Source organism: Legionella steelei (genome assembly GCF_001468005.1).
Lineage (GTDB): Bacteria > Pseudomonadota > Gammaproteobacteria > Legionellales > Legionellaceae > Legionella > Legionella steelei.
On sequence record NZ_LNYY01000019.1, the window covers coordinates 255223 to 281312 of the forward strand.

The following is a 26090-nucleotide window of genomic DNA, read 5'->3' on the forward strand; positions in this document are numbered from 1 at the left end:
CTAACCTAGAGCCCTTTTTTTCTGATGCATCTCTTCGCGCTCCAAATAATGTTCTATCATTTTTAACTCCTTTTGAACACGAGTGATTTTTTCTTCTAGTTTATTTTCTAGATCTTGGCAATTTTTAAGATCTAGAGTGACCACTTCTTTTTTTTCTTGTTGTTGCGTGATGAAATTAAGCCAATTGATTTCGCTCACTGGATTCACAATAAGTGAGTTAGAGACAGGTTGATTAATTCGTTCTTCAATTTGCTGAAAGTGTAGTTCGAGCTCTTGTTTTTGATGCCGAACTGTATGTAAATGTACATCAAACTCATTGAGTTGTCGGTTTAACTTGCTTATTAAGATATTGAGTGACTCATTCATTTTTTAACATAGGTAAATATTTTTACATACTAAATACTTTAAGTTCAGTATGGATTAAATCAAACTGACACAATGAAAGCAATCCTATGAATGGAAATAACCTGTAAAAGTATTTCTTAATAATTGTGATGCAATAGCCTTGATAGCAAAATGTGATTAATATGATTGTTAGTTGCTCATTGATATTGTTAGAATACGCGTAAAATTGCTCACAGTTTTATATGTAAAGAGATACTTAATGAAAGAAATCACTCTAACCGCTGTATTTGAAGGCACTATCTATAGCATTGAAGAACCTAATACTCATTTGCATGAAGTGTTATATAGAGATTGTAAAGGAGTACGTATTACTTCAGCCGATGAAGTAGAGCAACATAAAGACGCCACTCATTTAAAAATGGGTTTCAATGGATGTGGTGTTGATTATGGTGTCACAGGACTTTTATTTGGTGCAGGAGTAGAAGAACAAAGTGATCAGGTTGTAGCTGTTGTCAAAAAGCTAATTCAAGATGGATATACAGTTAAGTTTAACGCTATTGGCTTAAGCCGAGGTGGAATTGCTGCAATTTTGGCAGCCCTCAAGTTGGCCAGTATTGATCGCTTTCATCTGGAAACGAATTTACTTCTTTTAGATCCCGTACCGGGTAATTTATTTTCCACAGCATTTTTAGATTTTTTTAACCATACATTAGCTAATCGAGCAGTTGATTTGTCTGGGTCTAAAAACTTAAATTATGTTGAAACACTTTATCCCTATCTTGAAGTGGGGGATGATACCGGCGAATTTTTGGACCGTGTTCTTGCCAAGTTCCATATCCCCATAAGACCCACTTATCCGAAACAATGTGAGGTAAGGGAGGAAGTAATTCTGGGGGCACATTTAAAGGCTTTTCAGGACCTTAATAAAGAGAATGATGCTGCTCATTTGATTTATGGGGTGAATGTAATTCCTGTAATCAGGAAACTCAGCAAAGCAATTATGTATCAATTCTTGAGTCGCGTTGGCTGTTTGCCAGAATCGGGAGAAAATATACATCAATCTGAAATCATTAATGAGTTTCAACGAGAAAGAGAAAAATGGACACAACATCTTACAGCTATTATTGCGAATATTATTCCCAAAAGTAGAAGTTTACATTCTCAGGATGGTTCTAAAATTACGGTTTCAAACTCAGCAAAATATCTTAATAAAACGCATCGTGAACTTGTTGATACAGAGTCACTTGAGCCTGATGAGTTATGTTTAAAAGTAGAGCCGGAACGTATCCGTTTGCAAAAGGAAAAGCAACCATTAATCAAAGCAGATTTGTTGCGTTTAATAGACGTCATCGAAAATAGTATGAGTGCTAAGAGTAAGCTTGGTAAAAAGAAATTATTACTGGATAGAATTAAAGCCGGTTTGAATGATAGTGATTTTGCTGAGGAGCAGTTGAGTTTTATACTGAGAGATATTCTCACGGTTGCATTACAACGTGACCGAAACAGCTATAGTTTTTATAGTACAACAGCCTCAGGTTTAGCCTTGGTTAGTGCCTTGAATCAGCCTGAGTTTAGTGCTGTCAAAGAGCTCGTACAATCGGATGATGATCCTATTCAATACGCTGATTTATGTGCTTATGTTATAGGTAGAAATGATTTGGTACACTTTAATAGTCAAGATAAGGATATAAATCTTTCACATGTTGAGGAGCATATGGTTGGAGAGGATGGCTATAGGATGTTGATTTAATGCGTATTGAGTCAAAGAAAGCAATCAAGGATGAAACACAATGGTAAAAAATCTAAAGAAAAAAGTATTACTGTATGTTGCTAAAAGACAGATTTGTGCAAAAGATATGTTTTTTTTCGTTTCAGTACGGTTGCTATAATGTTTCACTGGCTTAAAAAATGGCGGTACGAACGGATTATGCGCCATTCACCTATAAGCGATGATGAATGGAATGTGGCATTTCAAAGTTTATCTTTACTGCGACGCTTGAGTAAACAGGAAAAAATAAAGCTGAAACAACTAGCTATTTTATTTCTTCATTACAAATCATTAGAGGGCGTTGGTGATCTTCAGATTACAACGTCAATGCAGTTAAATATTGCCTTACAGGCATGCCTTCCTATTCTTAATCTTGGATTTGATTGGTACGATGGTTGGGTTTCGGTCATCATTTATCCTGGAGCCTATTCACGAGAGGACAAGGTAATCGATGAGTTTGGAATAGAACATTTAGGGCGATCTAATTTAAGCGGCGAGTCGTGGCAACGTGGACCTGTTATTATCTCTTGGGACGATACGCAACATCATGGTGGTGCTACTGGACGAAATGTAGTGATCCATGAGTTTGCACATAAGTTGGATATGCAAAATGGTCGGGCGAATGGTTTTCCACCACTTCACAAAGGAATGTCCGCGTCGCATTGGGCTGAGGCTTTTAACTCAGGCTATCATGATTTGGTAAATCGTCTGCAACAAGATGATCCTATTCCAATTGATCCATATGCTACTACATCCCCAGCTGAGTTTTTCGCTGTATTTTCTGAATTATTTTTCGAAAAACCTGAAATAATAAGTCATTATTATTCTGAGATTTATCATTTGCTTGCCCAATTTTATCGTCAAAATCCGTTGGGGGATTTGTAGTTTTGTAGCATTGTAGCCTGGGTGAAGGCGTAAGCCGTAACCCGGGGAATCTGCGGAAAATCGCGGGTTCTGCTGCGCTTCAGCCAGGCTACAATGCTACGATAATTACCAATTAAATGTATATCGTGTTTCTTTGGAACTCCATCCGTCAGTAATATAGACTTCAAGTGAGTTTTGAGAAATGAGATGAAACTCGATTAGTGAGCCCCAATAAGGATTATGGAATTCAAAACTTTGTTTTGTCTGCCCAGTTGTTAGCTTGCAAGAAAGTTGCCTTGGCTCAGGAGCACCAAGACCATCCCCATAGCTTAAATCCAATTGAGTTGAACCTTGTGAATTAGCCACAGACGCGACTGCATTCAACCAATTACATTCAATCTTTGCAGATTGAGGGTTTTGGTTTTTAAGTTTTAAACAGCTTCGATTTGTACTTATACACGGTTTTGCAAAACTTGTACCTGCCAGTAAACCCAACAAAAGAAAAGTGTACAATTTAGTCATTTTTATACCTGCTCAGTTAGGGTGTGTGATGTTTTTAGCATTGTTATTAAATTGTTGTCAATGGTCTCAATTGATTGTTGTTTATTAAAAAAGCAGAAAATAAAGAAAAAAATCATTAACGGAATCAAAAGAAGTCTGAATTAATAAATAACAGATTTTATATTAGACGATCTTCGGATAATATTTGAACCAGAATTTTAATATGATAAGGAAAAAGTATGAAACAAAATATTTCTATGTACTCTGCATCGATACCAGTGTTCAAACAAATGCTTACTTCATTAAATGCAATTTTGGAAAAAACGCAGGCTCATATTGATAACAATAAAATGGACCCTAATGCTTTTTTACAAGCCAGACTTTTCCCAGATATGTTTCATTTTACGCGTCAGGTACAGATCGCGACTGATTTTGCTAAAAGTACGGCAGCACGTTTGGCAGACAAGGAAATACCTGTCTTTGAAGACAATGAGCAAACATTCTTTGAATTACGTGGCCGAATAGAAAAAACACTGTTCTTTCTTTCTAGTATTTCTCCAGAAGATATGAACGGTAGTGAAGAAAAAGAAATTATTCTCCGTCCCGGAACGCCAAAAGAACGAAAACTGATTGGTCAAACATATCTTTTGCACTATGGAATACCACAGTTTTTCTTTCACGTTACTACAGCTTATGACATCTTAAGAAGTTTGGGCGTTACTATTGGAAAAATGGATTATATGGGAACATTTTAAAACCATACCCCGGGTTAAGCGTATGCTGTAACCCGGGTTCTGCGCTACCAATGCACTATGATACAACGGATATTGCTGCATTTTGAACATTCTCTAGTTCGAACTCACCAAGTGGTTCTTCTTGTCTTCCAGGAATCTTTGTTTGTTCTTGAGCTAGATTTGCTTCATAACGTAACAACTCGCTTGTTTTGAAGAATCGACGCGTCTGATAACGTGTTTTTTTCTTTTCTTCTGCTGCAATTTTATCAATAGCAGGTTCTGTTTCTTGAAGTTCTTTTTCTATCACGGCAACCTGTTGTTTTGATGCATCAACAAGATGAGCGCTCAGATCACGTTTAATCTGCTCTATGCGGCTTGTTAATAATTCGGTTCTTTTTCTATCCAATCGATCATTTTGATCGCTTAATGCATCCCTACATTCTGTTTCTTCCTCTTGAAGTTGTCGTAAAGTGTTTTCGAGTTGTACCTTTGTCCTTTCAAAGGATTGGACATTTTTTCCTAATGAACTATTTTTATACATTAACGTGCCTTGTTCCCAAAGGGAGCAAGTAGACTCTTTCATGCGTGTTTCTGCTTTTACAATAAGTGCTTTTGTTTCTGATATATCTTTTATCTGTTTGCTGATTTGTTCTCTAGTACTCTTTACTGTGCTTTGGATTTGCCCCAGATCAACTTTGTGTCTTGACTGTTCATCTAAAAGGGCAGTAACACTTTCGTCAGGCTCTTGACCTAAAATCCTCCTGAGTTGGCTCAAATCTACTGCATTTAATTTCCAATTTAATTGTTTCAGTTCATCGACATATTCTAGTTTCTTGCGAATTGATTCAGGAAGCTCGTTACGATCAATCTGAACATTATTCCAATTAAGATTTAAAAGTGTTTTGAGTCTGAATAATTTCTCAAATTCAGGACGCATTTTTGGTGGAAGAACATCGACCACATTTTCATTAGATAAATTGAGAAGCGTATTTTTATTTTGTTCAACAACTACTTTAATTTTTTGGAGTTCGTTTTGCTCTGCTTCAACTCGTGTAAGAAACGAGGATTGATATCCAGTGAATCCTTGCTGCAACTCCGCATCCTCAACCTGTAATTCGATATAGGATTGAATACCATCAGTACCACTTTGAATACGTACTTTTTCTGGATTTACTTTCAATAAAGTAGCAAATTGGGTTTTCTTTTGTGCAAATAAACTTTCCTCTACATCTTGATTTAACCCATCTGCTTGAGCTAACTCTTCTATAGAGTACTTTAGTTGTTTTTTCAAAGCATTAAGTTGGTTTACATAGGGTCGATATTCTTTATAGGAGCTAAAGCGTAAGGTCGCCTCATATAACTCATGCACCACATGGCTGGGATTGTCTTTACTCTGACGACTTATTTGGAGCAATGAGTTTTTCAAATGCTCCCAAGTAGGGTCGACGGTCTTGAAAAAATAAGGTGATGTATTCGTTAAATAGCTACGAAAACCAGCTATTTGATGCTCTGCAACTATTTTATCGTGACAGTTTTTCCTAAAGTCGAGATCACAATGCGGGACATTATGTAATGAATCAATTGCATTCAGTGCATCATTGATTACATCTCTTGGGGATGAGTGAGTTATCGAAAACAGATACTTATCTTTTAAAACGGCTTTGTGACGTTCAAGTGTGGCATAAAGTGCCCGAATTTTATCTTTATCCTCAGGAAAGTTACTTAAGTCTTCAGCAAGCGTATGAATTTCTAAAGCTGCTTTTTTGGCTACGGTCCGTTCGAAGTAGGCATGGAGAGGCTCGGGTTTTTCTTTTACCCAAGCAAACTCATCGAGCAGGTATTGAGCCAGTTTTTTCATTGCTTCTTCGTTGTAGCTTTTTTGCAATGCGTTTAACTCTGGATCCTCAGGCAAGCCTAAATTTCTATAAAGTGTCGTAAAAGAGAGAACTAAACCTTGCATTTTAAATTGCTCAACGAGCGAAAACTGTGTTAAGTCGTTGCAGTGATTTATGATTAAAGGTTTGATTTGATCTAATAAATTCTGAATGGTTTTATCATCTGCTGTCATTAATTTTTTTTGGTAAAATTGAATGATGCTGTCAGTAACTTCTTGATGCTCTTCGCTCTTCCATACCTTGTTTTTTTGTTCAATTAACGTATTAATTCCAATTCTGATTATTTCTGGGACAAACGAAGAGTTTTTAGCCGTGTTTTTAGGGAAAAATACTTTTGTGGTTTCTGGACAAAGAGTACAAAATTCTCCAATTAAATAGGGTAAAATTTGTTTGCTTTGTGCCAACTCCAGAGCTCTTTTTGCTTGGCCTTCGGGTTTGGTATAATTTAGAACTGCGCCTGCTTTATCGGCAATTATTGTTTCTAAGTTTTGATGCATTAAGGCTTTTGCACCAGCTGAAAACGGCTTTGATTTTTGTTTGAGCTTTGTTTGAACATTTAACTCTTGAACAAAATCTAGCTGTTTTAAAAACTTAAGCCTCAGTCCTTGCTCGTGGCTCATTTTGCTTGCTTTTTCTGCTTTGGCCGCCCATTTTTCTTCTCGAGCTGTCTCCCACAGTTTGTTAGCCGATTTCTTAAATTGCTCGATACTTTCAGTAAGGGTACGTTCGGATACATTGGCATTTTGAGAACGGGTCAGCTCACTCAAAAGCGCTTCACGCCATTGGTAGAACTCAAATTGTATTTTGAGATCTCCAGGATAAAGTTCAATAAGTAAGCTTTCCCACGCTTCAATTTGTTGCATCAGGATTTGTTGTGCCTCATCAATGGCCTGGGTATATATCCTCTCTACGGTAGCTTGTAATTTGATTTTATTTTTTAATTCTTCAACCGATTGTTCATTAATACTTTGACGTGTCCATGGAAAAACGTAATAAAGAAATTTGTTAAGCGTGTCTTCAGGCGCTTTTACTTGATAAATAGGAAGCCATTCGCCAGGTTTACCATTACGTGCGGCACGGCCTGCGATTTGTGTACTCATTCGCTCAGTATCTGGATAACTTTGTATTACAAATAAACCTTTAGGATGATCACCAGGATTGATGTCTATTCCTTTTGCAAGCATTGCTGTCCCTACAGTAATCGTGTTCACTTGACCTGCTTGCTTGATGAGCTTATCCAGTTCGGCAGGGGATTCCTTACCGGTAATAATCTGAATTTTGAACCCTTGCTCTTCATAGGTTTTTAAACTGTTACCAATTGCTTGTGCCTCATCAAAATCTTCGCTCACAATAAGCATTGGTTGCGTTTGGTCACGACTCCATTCTTCAATCGCTTTATTTCTCTGCGCAACTAAATGTTCATGCTCTTCATAGGTTTGAATGTCTTCATCAGGATTAATATCCATTCTCGTTTTTGTAACTGGGCGTCTAATCTTATCAAAGGTCTCATGTATGGCTTTGATTGTTCCTTCCCGATCTAAAGTAAAAATCGGGTCATGATTGATGCGCTTGTCTCCGGCATGTGGTGCTACACTGACTGCCTGGATTCCGATAGACGTATCTAAGCTTTTGAGCTCAAGCTTATCCCCTGGCGTTGCTGAAATTCCAAGTAAGCGTCCTAAGGTCTTTTTGAAAAACTTAATTAATCCTTGCGCCGATTGGCTTGCAAGTACAGAGGGAACGGAGTCAATAAAAATATGCTGGGCTTGATCTTTATTTTCCGCTTTGAGTCGAGCTTGTAACGCCTGTTGTACTTCCTCAGTAAAAATCGAACCGTGCTTTGGTGTACTGCGAATTAACGGAACACAGGCAATTTTTTTAATAATTTCGTGACCGCTCTCATCCTTTTCTTTGACTGGTTGCACTATAAAATGCTTGTTTTCCACTAAAGTGGCGGCGACACCGCTTGCATGGATCCATTGTTTGAGTTGGGTGTTACTTGCTGCCATCAAATAATTTTGTTTTTCAATGTCCCCATTAAATTGTTCGTTAATTTGTTTGTTGAGAAATAATCGAAATTGATCGAGATCCTCATCTTCATCCCAAACTTTACCTTGAGATGCTTTAACATTACGAAATGCTTGCCAATTGATGAATTGATAGGCGAGGGGATAAATCCATTGAGCGGGGTTATTAGCCTGTACTGCCTCAGCTTCTGTAACCAGTTTATAAAGTGCCTGTTGATCTAAAAGCGTATCGTCACATTCATCTAAAACAATATGCACAGGGCCATTAGTTTGGAGTAGCTTTTCTTTTTTAGTTATTTTTGCAGCCAAATGGAAACTTGCCATATCCTCAACTGTGGAACAGTTGATTCCATCAGGTACAAATGCTTCAGTTGGGGTATTACTTTGGATGAGTGCTGATTCAATTCCCAAGAATTTAAAAAATGGTTCGCAGTTGTTCTCATAATCTCGAACCAGAAGTGTTGGGTTAGCAGTCCATTGTAGAACAGTACCCCCTTGCGCCCATTGAAGCGCCGAAAGCATCGGTGTATTAATACTTTTTCCTTCTCCAGTTTTGATACGCATTAATATATCGGAAGATGGATCTTCTAGAGCAAGTAACAATACAAGCATTTGCGTGGTGTTTGGGAATAAGCCTGTAGTTCGGAAATAGATTTCTCTTAAATAGGCTAAAAGCTCCAGATTGATGACTTCTATTTGTTCGGGTGCTACTGATTTCGCGCGCAGATCTAGAAGTATTTGACTGGCACGGTTTTTTAATTCTTCACGTGACTTAGCAGTTAAGTTTCTTAAGCTTGTAAAATCACCAGGATTTAGGGGATCGGTATAGCCTAATGTTTCTATATAGGTTAATTGTCGTGCAAGCTTCATTAGCAATGCGTGAGGAAAATCTTCTTCATGAAGCAAATCTTGTAGGTTAACTAGAGCTTCTTTGATGCGATCTGTTGCAAAATGCTTGGCTAAATCCCTTTTTTCATTGTTTTTAGCAAAAGGATTTGTATCGAAGTTTAAACAATAGGCATGTAATTTACTTTGGTCGGGCGCAAGTAACGCTGCGTTTAGATTTTTTGCATCGGGGTAGGGGGGCGTTGCAAATAATTTTAAAACTTTATCTATATCATCATCAGAATGACATCGCTTTAAGCCGTTGACGACATCCAATAATGCACTTAGATTGACTGTGGTGTCTTTTTTATTACTGGCCAAACGCGTTAAAATTGTAGCAATTTTTATTCTATTATTATCACTAAATCCCTTCATTTCTCGAAGAATTTGAGGATAAGCTTCGAGATCTTGGTTGAGCTTTTTTTGTGAGATTTTTTTGAGTAATGAAATGCAGAGTTCAGCTTGTTCCGGCCTCTCAGTTAAGAATAATTGAGTTTCCTCGATCAATGACTTAATCAGTTTCGAATCTACGCCAGATAGTCCTAAAATTTCAATAATTTTTTTGATAATTAATGGCTTAGTTTCTTCTGGAAGGGCTGATTTTTTGAATTGATTTAATGCGGCAAGAGGGAAAGGACTTGCACTTCTCAAATTATGAGCCATGCTCATTTTGAAGAACATGGTTTGTGTTTCTTGCTCAAGGTCAGCAATATTAAAGAGGTCGACTAAGCCATTGATGGCTCGTTCAATTGCTTCATCATTTGCAGTAGGACACTCCTCTAAAGCTTGAGTGGTAAGCTTTAGATAAAGATCTAATTTTTCCGAGCTGTCTTTAACTAATTTACCCGCTAGAATTTGCTTTTGCTTATAATTTAAGCGCGCTAGAGTTCCTGTACTCAGTTGCTTGTATATCTTATTAAATTGTTCTGGTAGTCGGGTGTTGATATCAATAAGCAAGTTGAGGTAATTTGCAATGGATTCAATTTTGTTTTTATAACTTTGTAGCGCTTGGTCTGAAGGAGCGTTTTCATCGATTAAAGCAGCCTCATCAAGAATACTTTTTTCAAACTCTGGATCTTGAGTCTTGAGCTGCTGTAAGGTTTTTTTCAAAGCGGGCAATACTTTTTTCTGAATCAACTCTTCTTTGAAAAAGAAAGTTAAAGAGTGTGTCTCGTTAAATGTTGCCATCCAACCAAGACACGTATTTAAATCCAAGTCTTTGACAATTTGCTTATTCTGAGGATTTTCAAAGAAAGCTCTCATTTGAGAAAGAAGTAAGGAGTGAACTGGACCTAAAACTCCAGCAAATGCTTTTCCCGTAGTTTGATCGTTTGCCTTTCTTTTCCCTGTGAGCAGGAAACTTAAAATATATTCCCCTTTAGTTTCCCCTATAATGAGACTATAGGTTCCGTTGAGTAATGTAGGTTTTGTTTCTTCGAAAAAGCGAAATTTTGCAAGGACTTCTGAGAATTGAGGATTAGGTTGTTGCAACAAAGTAACTAATTCATCCAGTGCGTCAAAAAGTGGCATCAGTTCTCGATCCAGTTGATCGCGTAATTGTTGAGGAACCATGAAGTTTTGCAAATTCTTTTTTAGTTCTTTCTTTAAGAGGTCAACTTTAAAGACAGCACTTCGTTTTTTTATGGCATCAACTAAAGCATCAACAATTAAATCATCGAGCTTGGAGATATCCCCATTACCTAATACACAATCTTTTAAAAGATTTATGTCAATAATCAGGGTTTTTAGCCATTCTTCTTGTTGTTCTGGGCTTCTACATTCATCGGGAATAACAATGTCTGCTGCATGTAGCAGTGTATTCAGAAGCGTATTCACTTTATCGGCTTTAGGTAATTCTTGCGACTTTGAGATATTGATTTGACTTAATACGCTCAGTACCGCTCTATGAAATTCTATACCTTTCGTATCTCTTATGTTTTGAAGGGCTAATAATATATTAGCAACTTGATCTTGATCTAAATTGGCTTCATTGAGTTTTGCTAATAATTTAATATGCTCTGCTGTTAAATTCTGACGATTTTTTTGTAATACAGAGGTAAACGATGCGATAGCTGATAGAGAAAATTGGCTTACTTCAGGTGCTGGATCTGTTTTTTGAATACGTTCTTGCAGTGTGTTTAATATTTCAATGCCTTCATTTTCCAAACAAGAAACCAGTGGCGTAACGAAATCATCTTTGAGTTTCTTATCAGGAAACGCGACTTTGAACTCAATACATTGCTTCATTAATGTATTGATTTGTGCAAGCGAAAGGTTAGGCTTAAATTTAAATGAGCGAGAAAATGCTTGCAGTAAATCACTACGATCAGTTTGCTCCAATGTCTGTAATGCATGAATACAATTGTTTAAAGTTTCTTTCCATTGAGAAGCGTTTAGAGCGTCTTTATTTGAAAAAGCACAGGTTAAAATAAAGGTTAATTGATTTTTTTGCTCTTGAGTCCAGGAGGCGAGCTTTTCGATTTCCAGAAGCTGCTCTTGGATGTCTGCTAATCTTATTTCTGCTTTCCAATGCTGCCCAAAATATCGAAATAGCCAAGGCTTAAGTTCACGTCCCTCAGTATAAATAAGTTCGGGATCAGTAATAGAATCTTCTGGATTTTCGATTTTCATACATGCAGCAACATGCTTAAATTGTGCAGCAGATGGTTTTTGCGACATGGCGTAATGTACGCCTGTTGGTCCCCAATTGAGTTCTTCTAAAGAAAGACATTGCTCTTGTGGATTTTGAGCATGGTCTATAACATCCAATACCCTATTTAAGGTAATGAGAAAATGGCCTTTATGTTTAATTGGGCAGGGGACAGGTAGTGTAAGATTTTTTTCTGCAATTCGTGGGAGAACGATTTGTGTGTAGGCCTCAAAAAAAGTATTAAAATCAAAACTGTTCTTATCATAGTCTAGATGCGCTGCAACCAGTGTATTCCACCATTCTTTCTGTTCTGCAGGAAGTTGCACTAATTTTTGAAGATTTTTAATTCCTCGTGTGCTCAAAAGATCATTTTGAACTTCGGGGTTTTTGAGAAACTCGAGATTAATTTTTTTATTCAAACACGCACTAAGTAATCTGACTAAAACAATAGCATGAGCTTCACCTCCCAACGCATATTGTTTACAAAGCAACGGAATGATGAATTCGTCATGTTGCAGTAATTGCAGAAAGGCTTTGATTTCATTTTCATAGGCAGGAAGCAAGGCTATGAAGGTATTTTTTTGGTTAGGTGAGTACCTAGAGTCCAAAAGCAAAGAAATAGTTGTTTGCGGAAGGTGAGGTAATAGTGCTGTTGCTTCTTCAATTGTAGGTAAAACTAAAGCTTCTTGTTTTTTAAGTGCGGGTGCTAACGCAGAAGGAAGTTTTCTTGGGTTATTAGTATAACAAAACGCTTTTTTGTCTTTGTTTATATAAAACCCTTTGGGCAAATTCTGTGGAATAATGCCATCTTTAAAGGCAGAACTGTATTCTTTTATGATAGGAATGGCTGACTCTTCTAGATTGTCAATGCCTAATGCCCTGAGTTGTTTGACTAATTCAGGTAGTTCAGGAAGATCAATAGGTACTAGTTGTAAATCCGGACTAGCAATATGTTCACTCTGCTCGAGGCGAGCCTCTTTTTGTACGCTTGGAGGTTTGGGTAAAACAATGCTTTTTTGAATTTGGATACGTGCTCGGACTGCAGGTGACTTAGTGTTTAGCGCATATTTTAATGGATTAATCTTAGGGGTGTTAGACGTAGTTTTAAGAATTGTTTCTGCAGATTTATTTAATACTGAGCGACGTGCAAGAAATGCGAGTTGTTTTGATGCTTGCTCGCTCTCTGGAATTTTAAAAATAAAAAGACGCTTACGTTCATCACTAATAAACTTTGATAGATCTTCAATATCTTTTGCAGAGTAGGGTTGTGCATCAAGTGGAATTTCTAAGGGAGTATAATTGACTTCAGTTTCATAAGAAGCTATCAAATTTTCGAGTAATGATTGAAGGTACTTATTTTCTGAGAATTGAGGCACAGCAAAACTCCTAGAATCAAAAGAAATAGATAATACATCTTTATTATTAACAGGAGATTAAGAGTTAAAAATGAATGTATTCTTATTTCACTCAGGTAAAATTGTAGTATGCAGTATAATGAAAAAAAGAGAAGCGATACAGCTCAATATGTAAATAAGCCACTCATTTAAAGAGTGATTTTTATAGCGAATTACAAAGGCAAAATAAGTGCATCCATTTTCTGTAAGTTGAGCGTTTAAAAGTCGATTACCCCTTTTTTTAATTCCAAAACACGCTTCTTTATCGAAAATGAAAAATTTACTTGACAGATCTTGGGTAGCTCATTAAACTGCGAACCTAATTTTGGGGTTATAGCTCAGCTGGGAGAGCGCTTGCATGGCATGCAAGAGGTCGGCGGTTCGATCCCGCCTAGCTCCACCATCAACATCTTTGATGTTGATGGAAAAATGCCTAAGGTCCCCATCGTCTAGCGGCCTAGGACACTGCCCTTTCACGGCGGTAACAGGGGTTCGAACCCCCTTGGGGACGCCATTTTTTTATGGCAATGTCTTTGAATACCAAAGTTGACACTTTAGTCAAACGCGTAAAAATTACCCTAAGTAGCAATACAACTCGAATAATTTTATCATACCTTAATGCAACGTATTAATGTTTCTACTGGGTTAGGTCGCTTGTGATTTATTTTTTTGTATAAAAGGTAACTTACATTAAGTAAGTTACCTGAATTAGACTGTCTATTTACTACCAGAAACATTACCAACGTTGGACACGAGAATATTAGATGGTACGGTGAGTAAAAGTGGTGAACTCCAGCTACTTCCCCCATCAGTACTAACATATGAGAAGGGAAAGATGTTTGACGGATCAGTTTGCCCAGAGCCAACTGTAGTACAAAAAATTCCATCATTGCTACAGAACACTCCATTTAAGGAGTTGCCATCAAACCCTTGTGGTATATTGGGTAGAATAGGGGCACTCCAAGTATTGCCACTATTATTACTCGTATAAACAAGATTGTTGAACACACCACCAATAGTTACATATCCAGTAGCAGTACAAAGTCCGGAGTTGCTGCAAGACACTGCATATAACTCGCTATCCTCATTAGAAGCTGGAGCGGGTAAAATAGGAGCACTCCAAGTTGCTCCCCCATTAATTGTTGTATAAGTAACGGGGACGGGAATTGCTGTGGTCTCATCAAATGAGGAACCTACCGCGCTGCATGTTAATCCGGAGCTATCGCAGGAGACTGATGATAGAGTATTGGTAAAACCAGGCTGTGTCGTTAGAATGTTTGCTGTACTCCAACTAGCACCTCCAGAAGTACTACTATAGCTTATTGGCGCTCCTGCATGAGTACCGACAGCGACGCACTGGAGACCAGAGCTGCTGCAAGCGACACCAGACAAAGTTGAGTTTCCTGACAGGGGCGTGGGCAATATAGGGCTACTCCAGGTTGCCCCACTATCCATGCTTGTATAAGTCACTGCATAAGTTTTAGGTGGGACTCGCGAATTGCCAACAGCAACACAATTGACTCCGGTATTATCACAAGCAATACCATTGAGGTATGATTGTGTAGCACCCGCCAGTACTGATGGAAATACTGGAGAAGACCATGAATTTCCACCATCCGTACTGTTATAACTTATGAGTTGGAAGAGGCTTGTTCGTCCAACCGCAACGCAATTAAGGCCTGAATCATCGCAAGTAACATCTGCTAATTGGCTTGCAGTCGTGCTTTGTAGTTGAATTAGTGGGCCCCATGATCTGCCACCGTCAGTACTGGTGAATGCTATTGGCGTGTTTTGACCATTAATGGTGGTATAGCCAACAGTGACTCTTCTTATAAGTGAAGCAGGCGATAAAGTAACTTTTAATTTATCTTCTTCACTGGGTTGAGAGCAGAGGAACTGATCTGGGTTATTATTTCCAGGTCCTATAGTTTTACATATTTCAGGTCCGCCATTTATTCCATTGGATGGAATCGAATTACCGTGAATGACTAAGCTTAATTGGCAATCTTGACCTGGTTTCAGGGTAAATGGACTAGAACAAGGTTTAGTAGCTCCAGTTCCTTGGCTGACCCCTTGTATTGCTTTAAAAGTTAAAGTTCGTTCATATTTGGTATTATTAATGATTGTATAACTCAGAGTAATAGTACCCTTGGGATAAACTTGATGTTCCCCTTTTGCTGTTGCAAGAATGGAAAATTTGGGTTGAGGTTTCGGTGCTGCATGTAGGATGACTGGCGTAAAAACAGCGCTACTTAGTAAAAAATAAATCCATTTTTTATTCATTTTCAATCCTTAGATTAGATAACTTAAGCTAAATTGCAATTGATTCGTATACAAATGATTCATACCAGGGCCATTGTTCAGTGTTTGCCCAGGCGCTCGTCCAAGATAGCTTTTTCCCCAATCTGCAAATTCATATCCAATACCGACCTGCCACCTAGAATAGAACTCTTTTTGGATCCCTGCACCTACTGTATAAGTAAATGCAGTATGAGTATGAGAAGTAAATCCCGGCGCAGGAATTTCTTCAACTATTTTAGGGGTAATGGTGAAGTTGTGCGCACGGTTAAAACCCACTCCTAAGCTTCCACTAATATATGGATTTACAGGAGCATTGAAATGACCAATCAACTTTCCTTTGGCAGCGACATGAGTATGATTGATTTTATAGGTGTAGAAAAAAGTATCGAAATCTGGATCAGCATCTTCCCATACATCACCTTTCAATTTTGCATTAGATGTTACCGCGGCAGCTAAACCCAATTGACCGGTAAATGTAGCATTTAATGCGTGTTGCAAACCATAGAAAATCTCTCCATCAAAAAGGGTGCTTGTATTTTCATTTGCAGTGTATGTTTTTTCAACATCTGATTGTAAGAAGAAGGTATTTGTTTCGCCAGTATCAGTCCAGGCTGGGCCTAGGCTTAAGGTGATAACTTGTGTCCAGGGCGAACTAACTGGTCCCATAGTACCTGAAAAGCTATTTTGAGCAAGCGTTGTCGCAATAAGTACCGTAAGAGTCTTTGTTATATCCATTTTATTCTTAGTTCTCCATGAATTAAAAAAAGATGATAATCTATTTTGGGAAGACATCCCAGCTTGGAATAATAAAAATCGAAAACTCAATAAGGTAATGATGTACTCTCAAAGTCTTTCGAAAATTGTTCGTGTATTAAATCCAAACAATCGCTCATGCATTCTATAGGCATACTCATCAGTCATGTTAGCCAGGTAATCACAAACAATTCGGTAGGCAACAGTTTCATCTTCTGCTTGTTTAAATAAAACTCGATTTTTGTTGTCTAATAAACTACCAGGATTTGAGCTGATGGCATCGAAAAGCCTAAGAACTACTGTTTGGCCACCATATTCAAAAGTACGGGCTTCTTGGGAGTCAATGACATTATTGAAGATGCATTGTTTTAAATAATTCAGCAGAGCATCTGCTTCAGGAACAAGTGCTAAATTATATTTAAGTAAATTATTCTCGAATTGTTCATTGGTCGTTATGATTTGAGTCGAGGTAATAAAATAATTGACCATTTCTCCTATGGTCTGCTTTCTTGAATAATGATCCTGAGAAAATAGTGAGTCTATCAACTGGTTTTTTCGATTACCTAAAATGGTATTACTTAATAACTGTCTAAACTCTTGGGTATCCAGATGTGCGGCATTGATAAGACGTAAATGAATGGCGTCTTCAAGATCATGAACTCCATACGCAATATCATCAGCAATGTCCATAATGGAGCAATCAAAGCTATGGTAGGCTGATTTTCCTGCTTTTGTACCATGCGGTGCTTGCGACAACGATTGAAATAACTCTTTGTCCCTATCAGAAAAAGGTGACAACAACCAATCAATCTCTGGCTGCTCACAATCAAAATAAGCTTTAGGTGGTAACCAGTCATTAATTTTGATGGTTTTATGAATGGACTCATGTACTGGAGGGTGTTTGGGGGCGACGACATTAGAGCGCTTCACAGGGTATTTTAAAATACCAAGCAATGCACGTCGGGTTAAATCAAGACCATAGGTTCCATAACTACTTTCAACCTTAGTGAGTAGGCGCAATGTTTGTCCGTTTGCTTCAAACCCACCATAATTTCGCATCATATAATTGAGGGCTACTTCACCGCCATGTCCGAAAGGTGGATGGCCAATGTCATGCAGTAAGCAAATCACAGAGATCAGGTCATCATTAGGTAGTAAACCCGCTAAAACAATTTGTTTTTCTTGGTTCATTAAGAGGTTGTGTACAATACTGCGCCCGATTGAATCGACCTCTAAAGAGTGGGTCAGACGAGTACGGTGAAAATCACCTTCATCTGTTCCTAAAATTTGTGTTTTTCTTTGTAATCTTCTGAAGGCGGGGCAGTGAATTACGCGGGTGCGGTCTCGCTCATAAGGATCTCGATGATCCTGATTTCCCCTTTGATTCGTTTGTCCTGAACGTCGATGTGTCCACATAAGTTTTTATCGTCGAAATAAAAAAATAATTACTGTAAGACATAATTTGTTCTTTAACAATACAAATTTCTAAAGTTTTTTCTAATTATGTAGATATAGTAGGCAGGGAGCTAATAAAAAGAACTATAACTAGGGGAATGACAATGAATAAGAAAATAAACTTAGCGCTCACAGTAATTTGTGCGTTTGCTATGTCTTCCTGTACGAAAGATAGTGATACCATCTCATATCCAGCATTTTCATATGTTGATATCACACAACAACCTTATAATATAAATAGTTACAATATGACGAATTATGATTATAGATATCAACAAAAACGGGAAGTAAGCGTTCCTAATTCATATCATGTTGGAGAGCTGCATTCTCCTGTTTCTTTTAAAGACAGAGATCAGACTTGGGTAAATAGTCAAAATCCTCAAGCTTATACAATTGAATTGACTGAAGGGGATAAAGCATCTCACGTGGCGCAAGTCCTGTATAAAGCACCCAAAAAAAATCGGATGGCCCAGGTGAAATATGATCAAGATGGGAAAACCCGATATAAAGGGGTATATGGAACCTACAGTACCTCCGAAGAAGCACAAAAAGCGTTAAATTCGTTACCTCCTGAACTAAAAGGTGGTGCTTCAGTGGTTAATTGGAGCAGCGTACAACAATAATATGAATAAAAAATTAATCGAGTGAAGACATCAGCATCGGCTTCACTCAGACACCTTCTCGGGGATTGTATATGCTAGCTAATGTCAAAATACCTTAATCTACGTCTGCTAAATTGTAGCCTTCACCCAGGCTACTTTTTGACTACCAGCAAGCATAAAGCCTTTTTGACGTCTGTTGTAAATATGGCCATATTTCTGCAATTTAAGCGGTGACTACGATTTTACCTACTTGTTCATTGGACTCCATATACCTATGTGCGTCGACTATATGTCCCAAAGAGAACATTTGAGCAATTTGAGGATGAAATGATTCATCTTGTAAGCGGTCAAAAATATATTTTTCTGCTTTTTTACGCACATCGGCTTGGGATACAATTTCAAAAAGCGTATAACCTCTCAAGGAAATGCCTTTATTTAACGCAGCGAAAAGTGGAAATGGAGTAATCTCTTCTAAAGACAAGTTACCATAAACAAAAAGTATTCCGCCTGGAGAGAGTGCTTCTGCTAAAGTCTCAACGCCTTTGCCAGCGATTGGATCAAAAACAATTTTTACTCCGGCGCCTTTAGTTATTTCACGTACACGTTCAGGAAGATTTTCTTCATTGGTGACAATGACATGATCTGCACCTAAAGAGAGTAGCTCAGCTTTTTTCTTAGGGGTACGTGTAGTAACAATACTTATTGCACCTTGAGCACGTGTCATTTGAATGGCAGCAAGTCCTACGCTACTACTTGCTGCAGTAATTAAAACAAAATCATTTTTAGCAAGCGCACCATAATGTATCAGGGCTCCATAAGCGGTCATATATTGCATCCAAATGGACGTTCCCTCTGCATAGGACAACTTCTCAGGATATGCTGCGAGTGCATATGCAGGAACTATTGCCACTTCCCCATACACACCATATTTACCAAGATCAAAACAAGGAACCGTGCTGTATGTTTTGCCAATTATTTTTTTATCTACATCTGGACCGACTGCCTCAACCACACCAGAGGCTTCATAGCCAATTTTTGATGGAAAATGGGGTTGTATTAAATAACGTCCGGTACGAAACATAATTTCAGCACGATTTAAACCAATTGCATGAACACGCAAGCGAACTTCGCCTTTCCCTGGTTCTGGCAATGATACTTCTTCGAGCTTTAATACCTCTGGGCCTCCAGTTTCGTGAAAACGAACAATTTTAACTGATGAGTTTGACATAAATTTCCTTATTTTTATGAATTATTTTAATAGCTTATTAAACCCGGGCTCCACTGCGCTGCACCCAGGCTACAATTAATAATCTAGGCTACAATACAGATTAAGTTTTAGAAGCTGAGCTAATCAGAATCGATAAACGTGTTACACCTGGTGTTTTCGAACGGTCTGCTTCAAATTGTTTTACTGTAATCGCATAGCGTTGATTTATTTTATCCAACCAAGTAATGAATAAATTAAAAGCAACTGCATCAAAAGTCAGCTGAATATCTCCTGAGCCAGTTTGTTGTAACTGATAAGGAAATTTTATAGTCGAATCGTTTTTTAGTTGTGTAGCGAGGGCGGTTAATAGTTGGCTGTTATCAACTATTTGTTTTTTTGTTTGCTTTGCATTGTTTTGTTGTCTGATTTTGTTCATCCACTCGAGCGTAGCGGTTTTTTCGACGAGTTGGGTTGATTTTTGGTTTACTTGTTGACTCAACGGGCTATATAAAAATAAATAATATACATAAAGAAAGAGGCACACTGCTGTTCCAATCAACATCCATTTTTCGCGATCATTCAGTGTGCTTAAATAGGCTTTCACATTAACTCCAAAGTGGCGACAACGTGTTGTTCACGTGTTGATGCTTGGGTTTGTTTCACTTTAAGTTGCAGCTTTCTTAATTCATTTTCCAATTCTTCTAAACTGGCAAAGTCAGTGCTGACTAAGGTGACTGATAAAGTCTTATTCTGATAACGTAATTGCTCCAGAGTATTATGTTCATTTTTCATTACCTTGGCAAATTGGTTCAGTAAGAACCAAAAGCGATTTTGTTCTTCGGTATTATTGCTTTTTAACAGTTCTGTGATGCGAAATTTAGGGCTAATAACTTGTTTTGCGTCAGGGAAAAACTCACGATAAACCACAGCAATTTGTCCATCAACTTTCTGAGTTTCTTTATTAAGTAGATGCAATTTAACGCCATTTGTTACAAGGAGAGAGATTAGCCAAACCAAAAAAAGAGCACCGAGAACCTGATATCCTTTTTTTAGTAAATCCGCTTTATTCCCATGCTGCATTTCCCCTTGGCAGAGATTCAGTAACTTCGATTTTAATATTCTTTGTGCAATCCACGTGTAGGATGTTTCTTGACTCTTAGGTAATGATGAATCATTTTGGATTGTACTGTCAGCAAAAAGTAAGGGTTGATGTTGCGGATGGTTTTTTAGATAGATATGAGCTAACTCTCCAGAAAGAGCGCCTTTGAAATCATCTGTATTAATTAGTAGTGTTGTTTCGCAAACACATAATTCTTGTGGTTCTAAAGCAAACCAATCCACGGTAATTCCAGAAAACTCTATTTCTTGCTCATTGAGAAATAGCATAAGATAACGAATGCGCTGTTTGCTTATCACAGCAACCAGATATTGATTATTTTGATATCGTGCTTTATCAAAAGCAAAATGAAGTTCATCTACGGGCTGCGCTAATTTCTCTTCTAAAGCATAAGGAATTGCAATGCGTGCTTTTCTATCTGGAAGCCACGAAAACTCAAGATTAAGAAGGCTGACGTGCTCACATGTTTCAATAACTAAGGTTTTACATTCTGTCTGTAATGACTTAATTTCGACAAAACTACGTTGTGCAGGTGGTGCAACTAATGCTCCATCTGCATCCATTTTGAGGCAGAAGCATCCTGCCTCATCAAGATGTTTTGCAAAGAGAAAAAGAGTATCCATTCTTAAACATAAGCTCTATGTTTTTTTATATTTACGGCAGCCCACTGCTGTTTTAATTGTTGTGATAACAGATAAACCACAAGTGCATACTGTGGACTTGAATTGTACCGGGTTATCACAAAGAAATTGGGATAAGCAATCCAAAATTCGTTTCCTTTTGCAGTGACTAATTCAATCAAAGCGGCGCGTGAAGGATGATTATGTGCTGCAGTCATAGGTTTAACTCCATTTGCAATCAATTGTGTGTAATAGTAATTGGTTTTTCTAGGATTTACTTGAATTCGTTTATAACGAGTACCTACTACCATTGCATGCTGAGCTACTCCATCATTAGGTCTCCAACCATGATGGTAGAAGTAATTAGCAATGCTTCCGATAGAGTCCGCATTGTTAGTTACAAGATCACGTTTGCCAGTATGATTAAAATCAACAGCGAAGTTACGGTAACTGCTCGGCATAAATTGCGGCTGGCCTATGGCACCAGCATACGAACCTTTATATTGCGTTGCAGGAACGCCATGTTCGCGACAAAGGAGCAGGTACTCTTTTAATTCTTTGGTAAAATAAGGCGCGCGTTTTGGATAATTAAACGCCAGTGTTGCTAGTGCATCAAGAACTCGATGTTCCCCTTGCTTTTCCCCGTATAAGGTTTCCACTCCTAAAATTGCAATAATAATTTCTGGAGGAACACCATATTTTTTTTGTGCTCGATCAAGTGCCTTTTTATTAGCTGCCCAATAATCTAATCCACCCTTTAGACGAGCAGGGGTGAGAAATAAATCTCTATAAACATCCCAGTTTTTCTTTTCATAGGGTTTTTCCATTGATTCAATGATATCGGGTTGGATAACGACCTGATTCATTGTTGCTGTAAGCTCTTTGGCATTAAAGTGGTATTCCTTAACCATACTTTTAATAAAAAGCTGCACATCTTTTCTTTGTGTAAATGCGGTATTTGAATAAGTTGAGAAAGAAAGAAGTAGCAGCGTTATTGCCATAAACCCCAAACTTGATATTCTTCGCATAGCGCACCCTAATAATATATAAAACGAAATGCTAAATCTTATTAAAAATGCACTGTATTAGCAAATACTTTAAGGCTGCGCTTATTTAAGCTAGAATGCGCTATTTGCAAAAAAGGTAATTCAGTTGAGTGATTTAAAGCGGATTCGCAATTTTTCGATTATTGCCCATATTGATCATGGTAAATCAACCTTGGCGGATCGATTTATCCAAATTTGTGGTGGTTTAACTGAGCGTGAAATGAGTGCTCAAGTTCTTGACTCTATGGATATAGAGCGAGAAAGAGGTATCACCATTAAAGCTCAATGTGTTTCTTTAAATTATCGTGCGAAAGATGGCAAGACCTATCTTTTGAACTTTATTGATACGCCAGGGCATGTGGATTTCAGCTATGAAGTATCCCGCTCCTTGGCTGCATGTGAAGGTGCTATTCTCGTCGTTGACGCAGCTCAAGGGGTAGAAGCACAAACGGTTGCTGTTTGTTATACGGCCATTGATCAATCATTATCTGTTTTGCCGGTGCTTAATAAAATTGATTTACCGCAAGCTGAACCAGAGCGTGTTATCTCAGAAATTGAGGATATTATTGGGGTAGATGCACACGATGCAATAAGAGCGAGTGCTAAAAGTGGATTGGGTGTAGAGGATGTACTCGAAGCTTTAGTCACTCGTATTCCTCCACCAGAAGGCAATATCGATAAGCCTTTACAAGCTTTAATTATCGACTCTTGGTTTGATAGCTATCTTGGTGTTGTTTCTTTGGTGCGTATTGTAAATGGCTCAATACGTAAAGGAGACAAGATGAGAGTTATGTCTACAGGGCGATCTTATGAGGTTGATCAAGTCGGCATATTTACTCCTAAACGTACTAAGCTGGATATGTTGAATGCAGGTGAAGTAGGTTATGTAGTTGCAGGAATCAAAGAAATTCAAGGCGCTCCAGTGGGAGATACACTCACTCTGGAAAAAAATTCTGCGGAAAAACCACTTCCTGGTTTCCAGCGTGTGAAGCCTCAGGTTTATGCCGGTCTATTTCCTATCAGCGCCGATGATTTTGAGGCGTTCCGTGAAGCCTTAGCTAAATTAAGTCTAAATGATGCTTCATTATTTTATGAGCCAGAATCTTCTGAGGCTCTGGGTTTTGGTTTCCGATGCGGTTTCTTAGGCATGCTGCATATGGAGATTGTACAGGAGCGTTTGGAAAGGGAGTACAATCTTGATCTCATATCTACCGCACCTACGGTGGTCTATCAAATCGTGACGCAAAAGGGCGAGACGATGCTCATTGATAACCCATCCCATCTGCCGCCGCTTCCGCAAATTAAAGAAATGTATGAGCCTATTGTGAGGGCCAATATACTTGTACCACAGGATTATCTCGGTTCAATAATTAATTTGTGTATTGAGCGACGTGGTGTTCAGGTAAATATGACTTACAGTGGCCGTCAAGTTTCTGTAACCTATGATATTCCCATGAGTGAAGTCGTTTCTGACTTTTTTGATCGATTAAAATCGGTGAGTCGTGGTTATGCTTCTTTAGATTATAATTTTTTGCGTTTTCAGGAAGCTGATTTGGTTAAAATGGATATTTTGATTAATAGTGAACGAGTGGATGCACTCTCAGTGATTGTCCATCGCTCTTCATCACATAGTCGTGGAAAATTAATTGCTGAAAAAATGCGAGATTTAATTCCAAGACAAATGTTTGATGTGGCAATTCAAGCGGCTTTAGGAAGCCATATTATTGCCAGACAAACAGTAAAGGCTTTACGAAAGAACGTTACTGCAAAATGTTATGGTGGTGATGTGTCACGAAAACGAAAATTATTGGAAAAACAAAAGGCGGGTAAAAAGCGTATGAAGCAAGTTGGGCATGTAGAAATACCCCAAGAAGCATTCATGGCTGTTTTTCAAACGGATAAAAAGAAATAGTGCTGGGGCTGCATGGTTATTTCACTAGCTTGTTCAAGCGAGCAGAAATATAAATGGGTTAAGTGCCATGTAATGTATCATGAAATTTAAGTTTGCTTAGGATATAAATTTATGAATTTTGCTTTAATATTGGTTGTCCTATCGTTTATCAGTGGATTTATCTATCTATTAGATGTCTTGTTCTGGTCAAAAAAACGTACGCAGGATGAAAAACCCAATCGTATTATTGAATATTCACGATCTTTTTTTCCTGTTTTTTTTATTGTTTTAATTTTACGCTCATTCATTATCGAACCTTTTCGCATTCCGTCGGGTTCATTAGAGCCGACATTGCTTGTTGGTGATTTTGTAGCAGTAAATAAGTTTATTTATGGATTAAGACTCCCTGTTTGGGAAAAGAAAGTTCTTTCAATTTCCGATCCTAAAACAGGGGCGGTTGCTGTATTTCGTTGGCCTCCAGATCCTTCTTATGATTATATTAAAAGGGTAATAGGAGTTCCCGGCGATAAAGTTAGTTATCACAATAAGGTATTAACAATCAATGGAAAGGAAGCAAAGCAAACTTTTGTTGAGTACACCATCGATGAGAGTTCTGGGAAGGCAGTTAGCAAATATAAAGAAGATTTGAATGGGACTGTGCATAATATTTTCATTAGAGCTGATGTTCCCGCAGTAGATTTTGATGTTGTAGTGCCCGCGGGAAATTATTTCATGATGGGCGACAATCGTGATGACAGTGCCGATAGTAGATTCTGGGGATTTGTACCTGAGTCCTATTTGCGAGGTAAAGCATTTTTAGTTTGGATGAGTTGGAATAGTAAGACAGATAGTGTTCGTTGGTCTAAAATAGGAAAATTAATACCATAAGTCTATGGTAGAAATATATTGATTTATTTAGAATAGATAAAAGGAATAACGCATGCGAAAACAAAAGGGAATGACTTTTATAGGGATGTTATTTACTATAGTTGTGCTTGTTATGGCTGCTGTGGTAGTAATGCGTGTTATTCCAGTTTACTTGCAATATTACTCTGTTCTTAAATCAATAAAAGGATTAAATTCGATTCCTCCATCCTCATTAACTGGAGATCCGGTTGCAGATGTCAACGTTTTGAAAAGTACTTTGGATAAACGACTGGATGTGAATGATGTAGACGCTTTCAAGGAAAACCAATTAACTATTGAACCTATTGGCGCTAATAAATTTAGAGTAAAATTGAAATACCAAGTGATTAAGCCTTTAGTATACAATATAAGCTTATTATTTGATTTTGCTCATACTGAAGAGGTTGTAACCGGCAGTGAAAGTTGATTTAGAAAGGTTATGCAGGCGATTAAATTATCAATTTAAAAACGTTGCTTATCTTAAGCAAGCTTTGACGCACTGTAGTGTTGGTAGTGAAAACTATGAGCGTTTTGAGTTTCTAGGAGATTCAATTTTAAGTTTTGTAATTGCTAATGAACTTTTTCATCGATTTCCGATGCAGAGTGAAGGCCAGTTAAGCCGCTTGCGTTCATTTTTGGTCCGGGGCGAGATGTTGGTCGAATTAGCTAAAGAAATTGATATTGGTGATTTTCTTTTTTTAGGCCAGGGTGAGCTAAAAAGTGGTGGTTTTCGCCGTGCTTCAATTCTATCGGATGCTATGGAAGCTGTTTTCGCAGCAATTTTTCTAGATGGCGGCATCGAGTCCTCAAAAGAGGTTATTTTAAGGTTATATCATTCTCGACTTGAAGATCCTAATTTAAACGACTGTTTAAAAGACGCAAAAACGCAACTACAAGAATATTTGCAAGCTGAAAAAATTGCGCTCCCGGAATATACCTTAACCAAGGTAGAAGGTGATGAACACAATCAAATATTTTATATCACCTGTGCGGTTAATGGCGCAAAGCAAAAAACTTTTGGTCAAGGCTCAAATCGACGTAAGGCAGAGCAACTCGCCGCGAAGTTGATGTTAGAGATTCTACGTTCTGGTCATTAGCTGGAAAAAAATAAAAATATTATAGGCTGGCT

General features: G+C 37.9%; 18 protein-coding genes and 2 tRNA genes. 10 read left to right on the forward strand and 10 right to left on the reverse strand.

The window, feature by feature from the left end:
- Complete coding sequence (locus tag Lste_RS05310; RefSeq protein WP_058510033.1) at nucleotides 1-366, reverse strand: hypothetical protein; 366 nt, start codon at nucleotides 364-366, stop codon at nucleotides 1-3.
- 238 nt (nucleotides 367-604) lie between these two features.
- Between Lste_RS05310 and Lste_RS05315 the strand changes: the two genes are divergently transcribed.
- Nucleotides 605-2095: a hypothetical protein gene (locus Lste_RS05315; RefSeq protein ID WP_058510034.1), complete on the forward strand. Its 1491-nt coding sequence runs from the start codon at nucleotides 605-607 to the stop codon at nucleotides 2093-2095.
- A gap of 138 nt (nucleotides 2096-2233) precedes the next feature.
- A complete protein-coding gene (locus Lste_RS05320; protein ID WP_058510035.1) occupies nucleotides 2234-2998 on the forward strand; it encodes a M90 family metallopeptidase in 765 nt (254 codons plus the stop codon).
- Nucleotides 2999-3103: 105 nt separating this feature from the next.
- On the opposite strand, the gene Lste_RS05325 is transcribed toward Lste_RS05320, so the two are convergent.
- Nucleotides 3104-3499, reverse strand: coding sequence for a hypothetical protein (locus Lste_RS05325; RefSeq protein WP_058510036.1), 396 nt, complete (start codon nucleotides 3497-3499; stop codon nucleotides 3104-3106).
- A 218-nt stretch (nucleotides 3500-3717) separates the two neighbouring features.
- Between Lste_RS05325 and Lste_RS05330 the strand changes: the two genes are divergently transcribed.
- Nucleotides 3718-4233: a DUF1993 domain-containing protein gene (locus Lste_RS05330; protein ID WP_058510037.1), complete on the forward strand. Its 516-nt coding sequence runs from the start codon at nucleotides 3718-3720 to the stop codon at nucleotides 4231-4233.
- 55 nt (nucleotides 4234-4288) lie between these two features.
- Here Lste_RS05330 and Lste_RS05335 read toward each other — a convergent pair whose 3' ends face one another.
- Entirely contained in the window at nucleotides 4289-13045 is an 8757-nt protein-coding gene (locus tag Lste_RS05335; protein WP_058510038.1) for a hypothetical protein, read from the reverse strand.
- A 345-nt stretch (nucleotides 13046-13390) separates the two neighbouring features.
- Between Lste_RS05335 and Lste_RS05340 the strand changes: the two genes are divergently transcribed.
- Together Lste_RS05340 and Lste_RS05345 are read left to right on the forward strand one after the other, a co-directional pair.
- Nucleotides 13391-13466, forward strand: a tRNA-Ala gene (locus tag Lste_RS05340).
- A gap of 35 nt (nucleotides 13467-13501) precedes the next feature.
- Nucleotides 13502-13577, forward strand: a tRNA-Glu gene (locus Lste_RS05345).
- Between the two features lie 203 nt (nucleotides 13578-13780).
- Here Lste_RS05345 and Lste_RS05350 read toward each other — a convergent pair.
- The 3 genes from Lste_RS05350 to Lste_RS05360 all read right to left on the reverse strand — a co-directional run bounded on the left by Lste_RS05350 (nucleotide 13781) and on the right by Lste_RS05360 (nucleotide 17533).
- Nucleotides 13781-15346: a WD40/YVTN/BNR-like repeat-containing protein gene (locus tag Lste_RS05350; protein WP_058510039.1), complete on the reverse strand. Its 1566-nt coding sequence runs from the start codon at nucleotides 15344-15346 to the stop codon at nucleotides 13781-13783.
- Between the two features lie 9 nt (nucleotides 15347-15355).
- A complete protein-coding gene (locus Lste_RS05355) occupies nucleotides 15356-16099 on the reverse strand; it encodes an outer membrane protein (protein WP_058510040.1) in 744 nt (247 codons plus the stop codon).
- A 108-nt stretch (nucleotides 16100-16207) separates the two neighbouring features.
- Nucleotides 16208-17533, reverse strand: coding sequence for an anti-phage deoxyguanosine triphosphatase (locus tag Lste_RS05360; protein ID WP_058510041.1), 1326 nt, complete (start codon nucleotides 17531-17533; stop codon nucleotides 16208-16210).
- A 143-nt stretch (nucleotides 17534-17676) separates the two neighbouring features.
- Here Lste_RS05360 and Lste_RS05365 point away from each other — a divergent pair, with 143 nt between their 5' ends.
- Nucleotides 17677-18195, forward strand: a complete 519-nt coding sequence (locus tag Lste_RS05365; protein WP_058510042.1) for a hypothetical protein — start codon at nucleotides 17677-17679, stop codon at nucleotides 18193-18195.
- 202 nt (nucleotides 18196-18397) lie between these two features.
- Here the strand turns inward: Lste_RS05365 and Lste_RS05370 are convergent, their stop codons facing one another.
- The 4 genes from Lste_RS05370 to mltB form a co-directional block, all read right to left on the reverse strand.
- The gene (locus Lste_RS05370; RefSeq protein ID WP_058510043.1) at nucleotides 18398-19402 is read right to left on the reverse strand and encodes a zinc-dependent alcohol dehydrogenase family protein; all 1005 of its coding nucleotides are present in this window, start codon (nucleotides 19400-19402) and stop codon (nucleotides 18398-18400) included.
- A 100-nt stretch (nucleotides 19403-19502) separates the two neighbouring features.
- The gene (gene lspM / locus Lste_RS05375) at nucleotides 19503-19985 is read right to left on the reverse strand and encodes a GspM family type II secretion system protein LspM (protein WP_058510044.1); all 483 of its coding nucleotides are present in this window, start codon (nucleotides 19983-19985) and stop codon (nucleotides 19503-19505) included.
- Nucleotides 19982-21121 carry a type II secretion system protein GspL gene (gene gspL / locus Lste_RS05380; protein ID WP_058510045.1) on the reverse strand — a complete coding sequence of 380 codons (1140 nt, stop codon included), beginning with the start codon at nucleotides 21119-21121 and terminating at the stop codon, nucleotides 19982-19984. The genes lspM and gspL overlap by 4 nt, the downstream gene beginning before the upstream one ends.
- A 2-nt stretch (nucleotides 21122-21123) precedes the next feature.
- Nucleotides 21124-22146: a lytic murein transglycosylase B gene (gene mltB, locus Lste_RS05385; RefSeq protein WP_058510046.1), complete on the reverse strand. Its 1023-nt coding sequence runs from the start codon at nucleotides 22144-22146 to the stop codon at nucleotides 21124-21126.
- A gap of 124 nt (nucleotides 22147-22270) precedes the next feature.
- Between mltB and lepA the strand changes: the two genes are divergently transcribed.
- The 4 genes from lepA (at nucleotide 22271) to rnc (ending at nucleotide 26058) form a co-directional block, all read left to right on the forward strand.
- Nucleotides 22271-24076 (forward strand): translation elongation factor 4, encoded by a 1806-nt coding sequence (lepA, locus tag Lste_RS05390; RefSeq protein ID WP_058510047.1) that lies wholly within the window; start codon nucleotides 22271-22273, stop codon nucleotides 24074-24076.
- Between the two features lie 111 nt (nucleotides 24077-24187).
- Nucleotides 24188-24943, forward strand: coding sequence for a signal peptidase I (gene lepB, locus Lste_RS05395; protein WP_058510048.1), 756 nt, complete (start codon nucleotides 24188-24190; stop codon nucleotides 24941-24943).
- A gap of 52 nt (nucleotides 24944-24995) precedes the next feature.
- Complete coding sequence (locus Lste_RS05400; RefSeq protein ID WP_058510049.1) at nucleotides 24996-25388, forward strand: DUF4845 domain-containing protein; 393 nt, start codon at nucleotides 24996-24998, stop codon at nucleotides 25386-25388.
- Entirely contained in the window at nucleotides 25378-26058 is a 681-nt protein-coding gene (rnc, locus tag Lste_RS05405) for a ribonuclease III (RefSeq protein WP_058510050.1), read from the forward strand. Before Lste_RS05400 ends, rnc begins: the two co-directional genes overlap by 11 nt.
- Nucleotides 26059-26090: the final 32 nt, after the last annotated feature.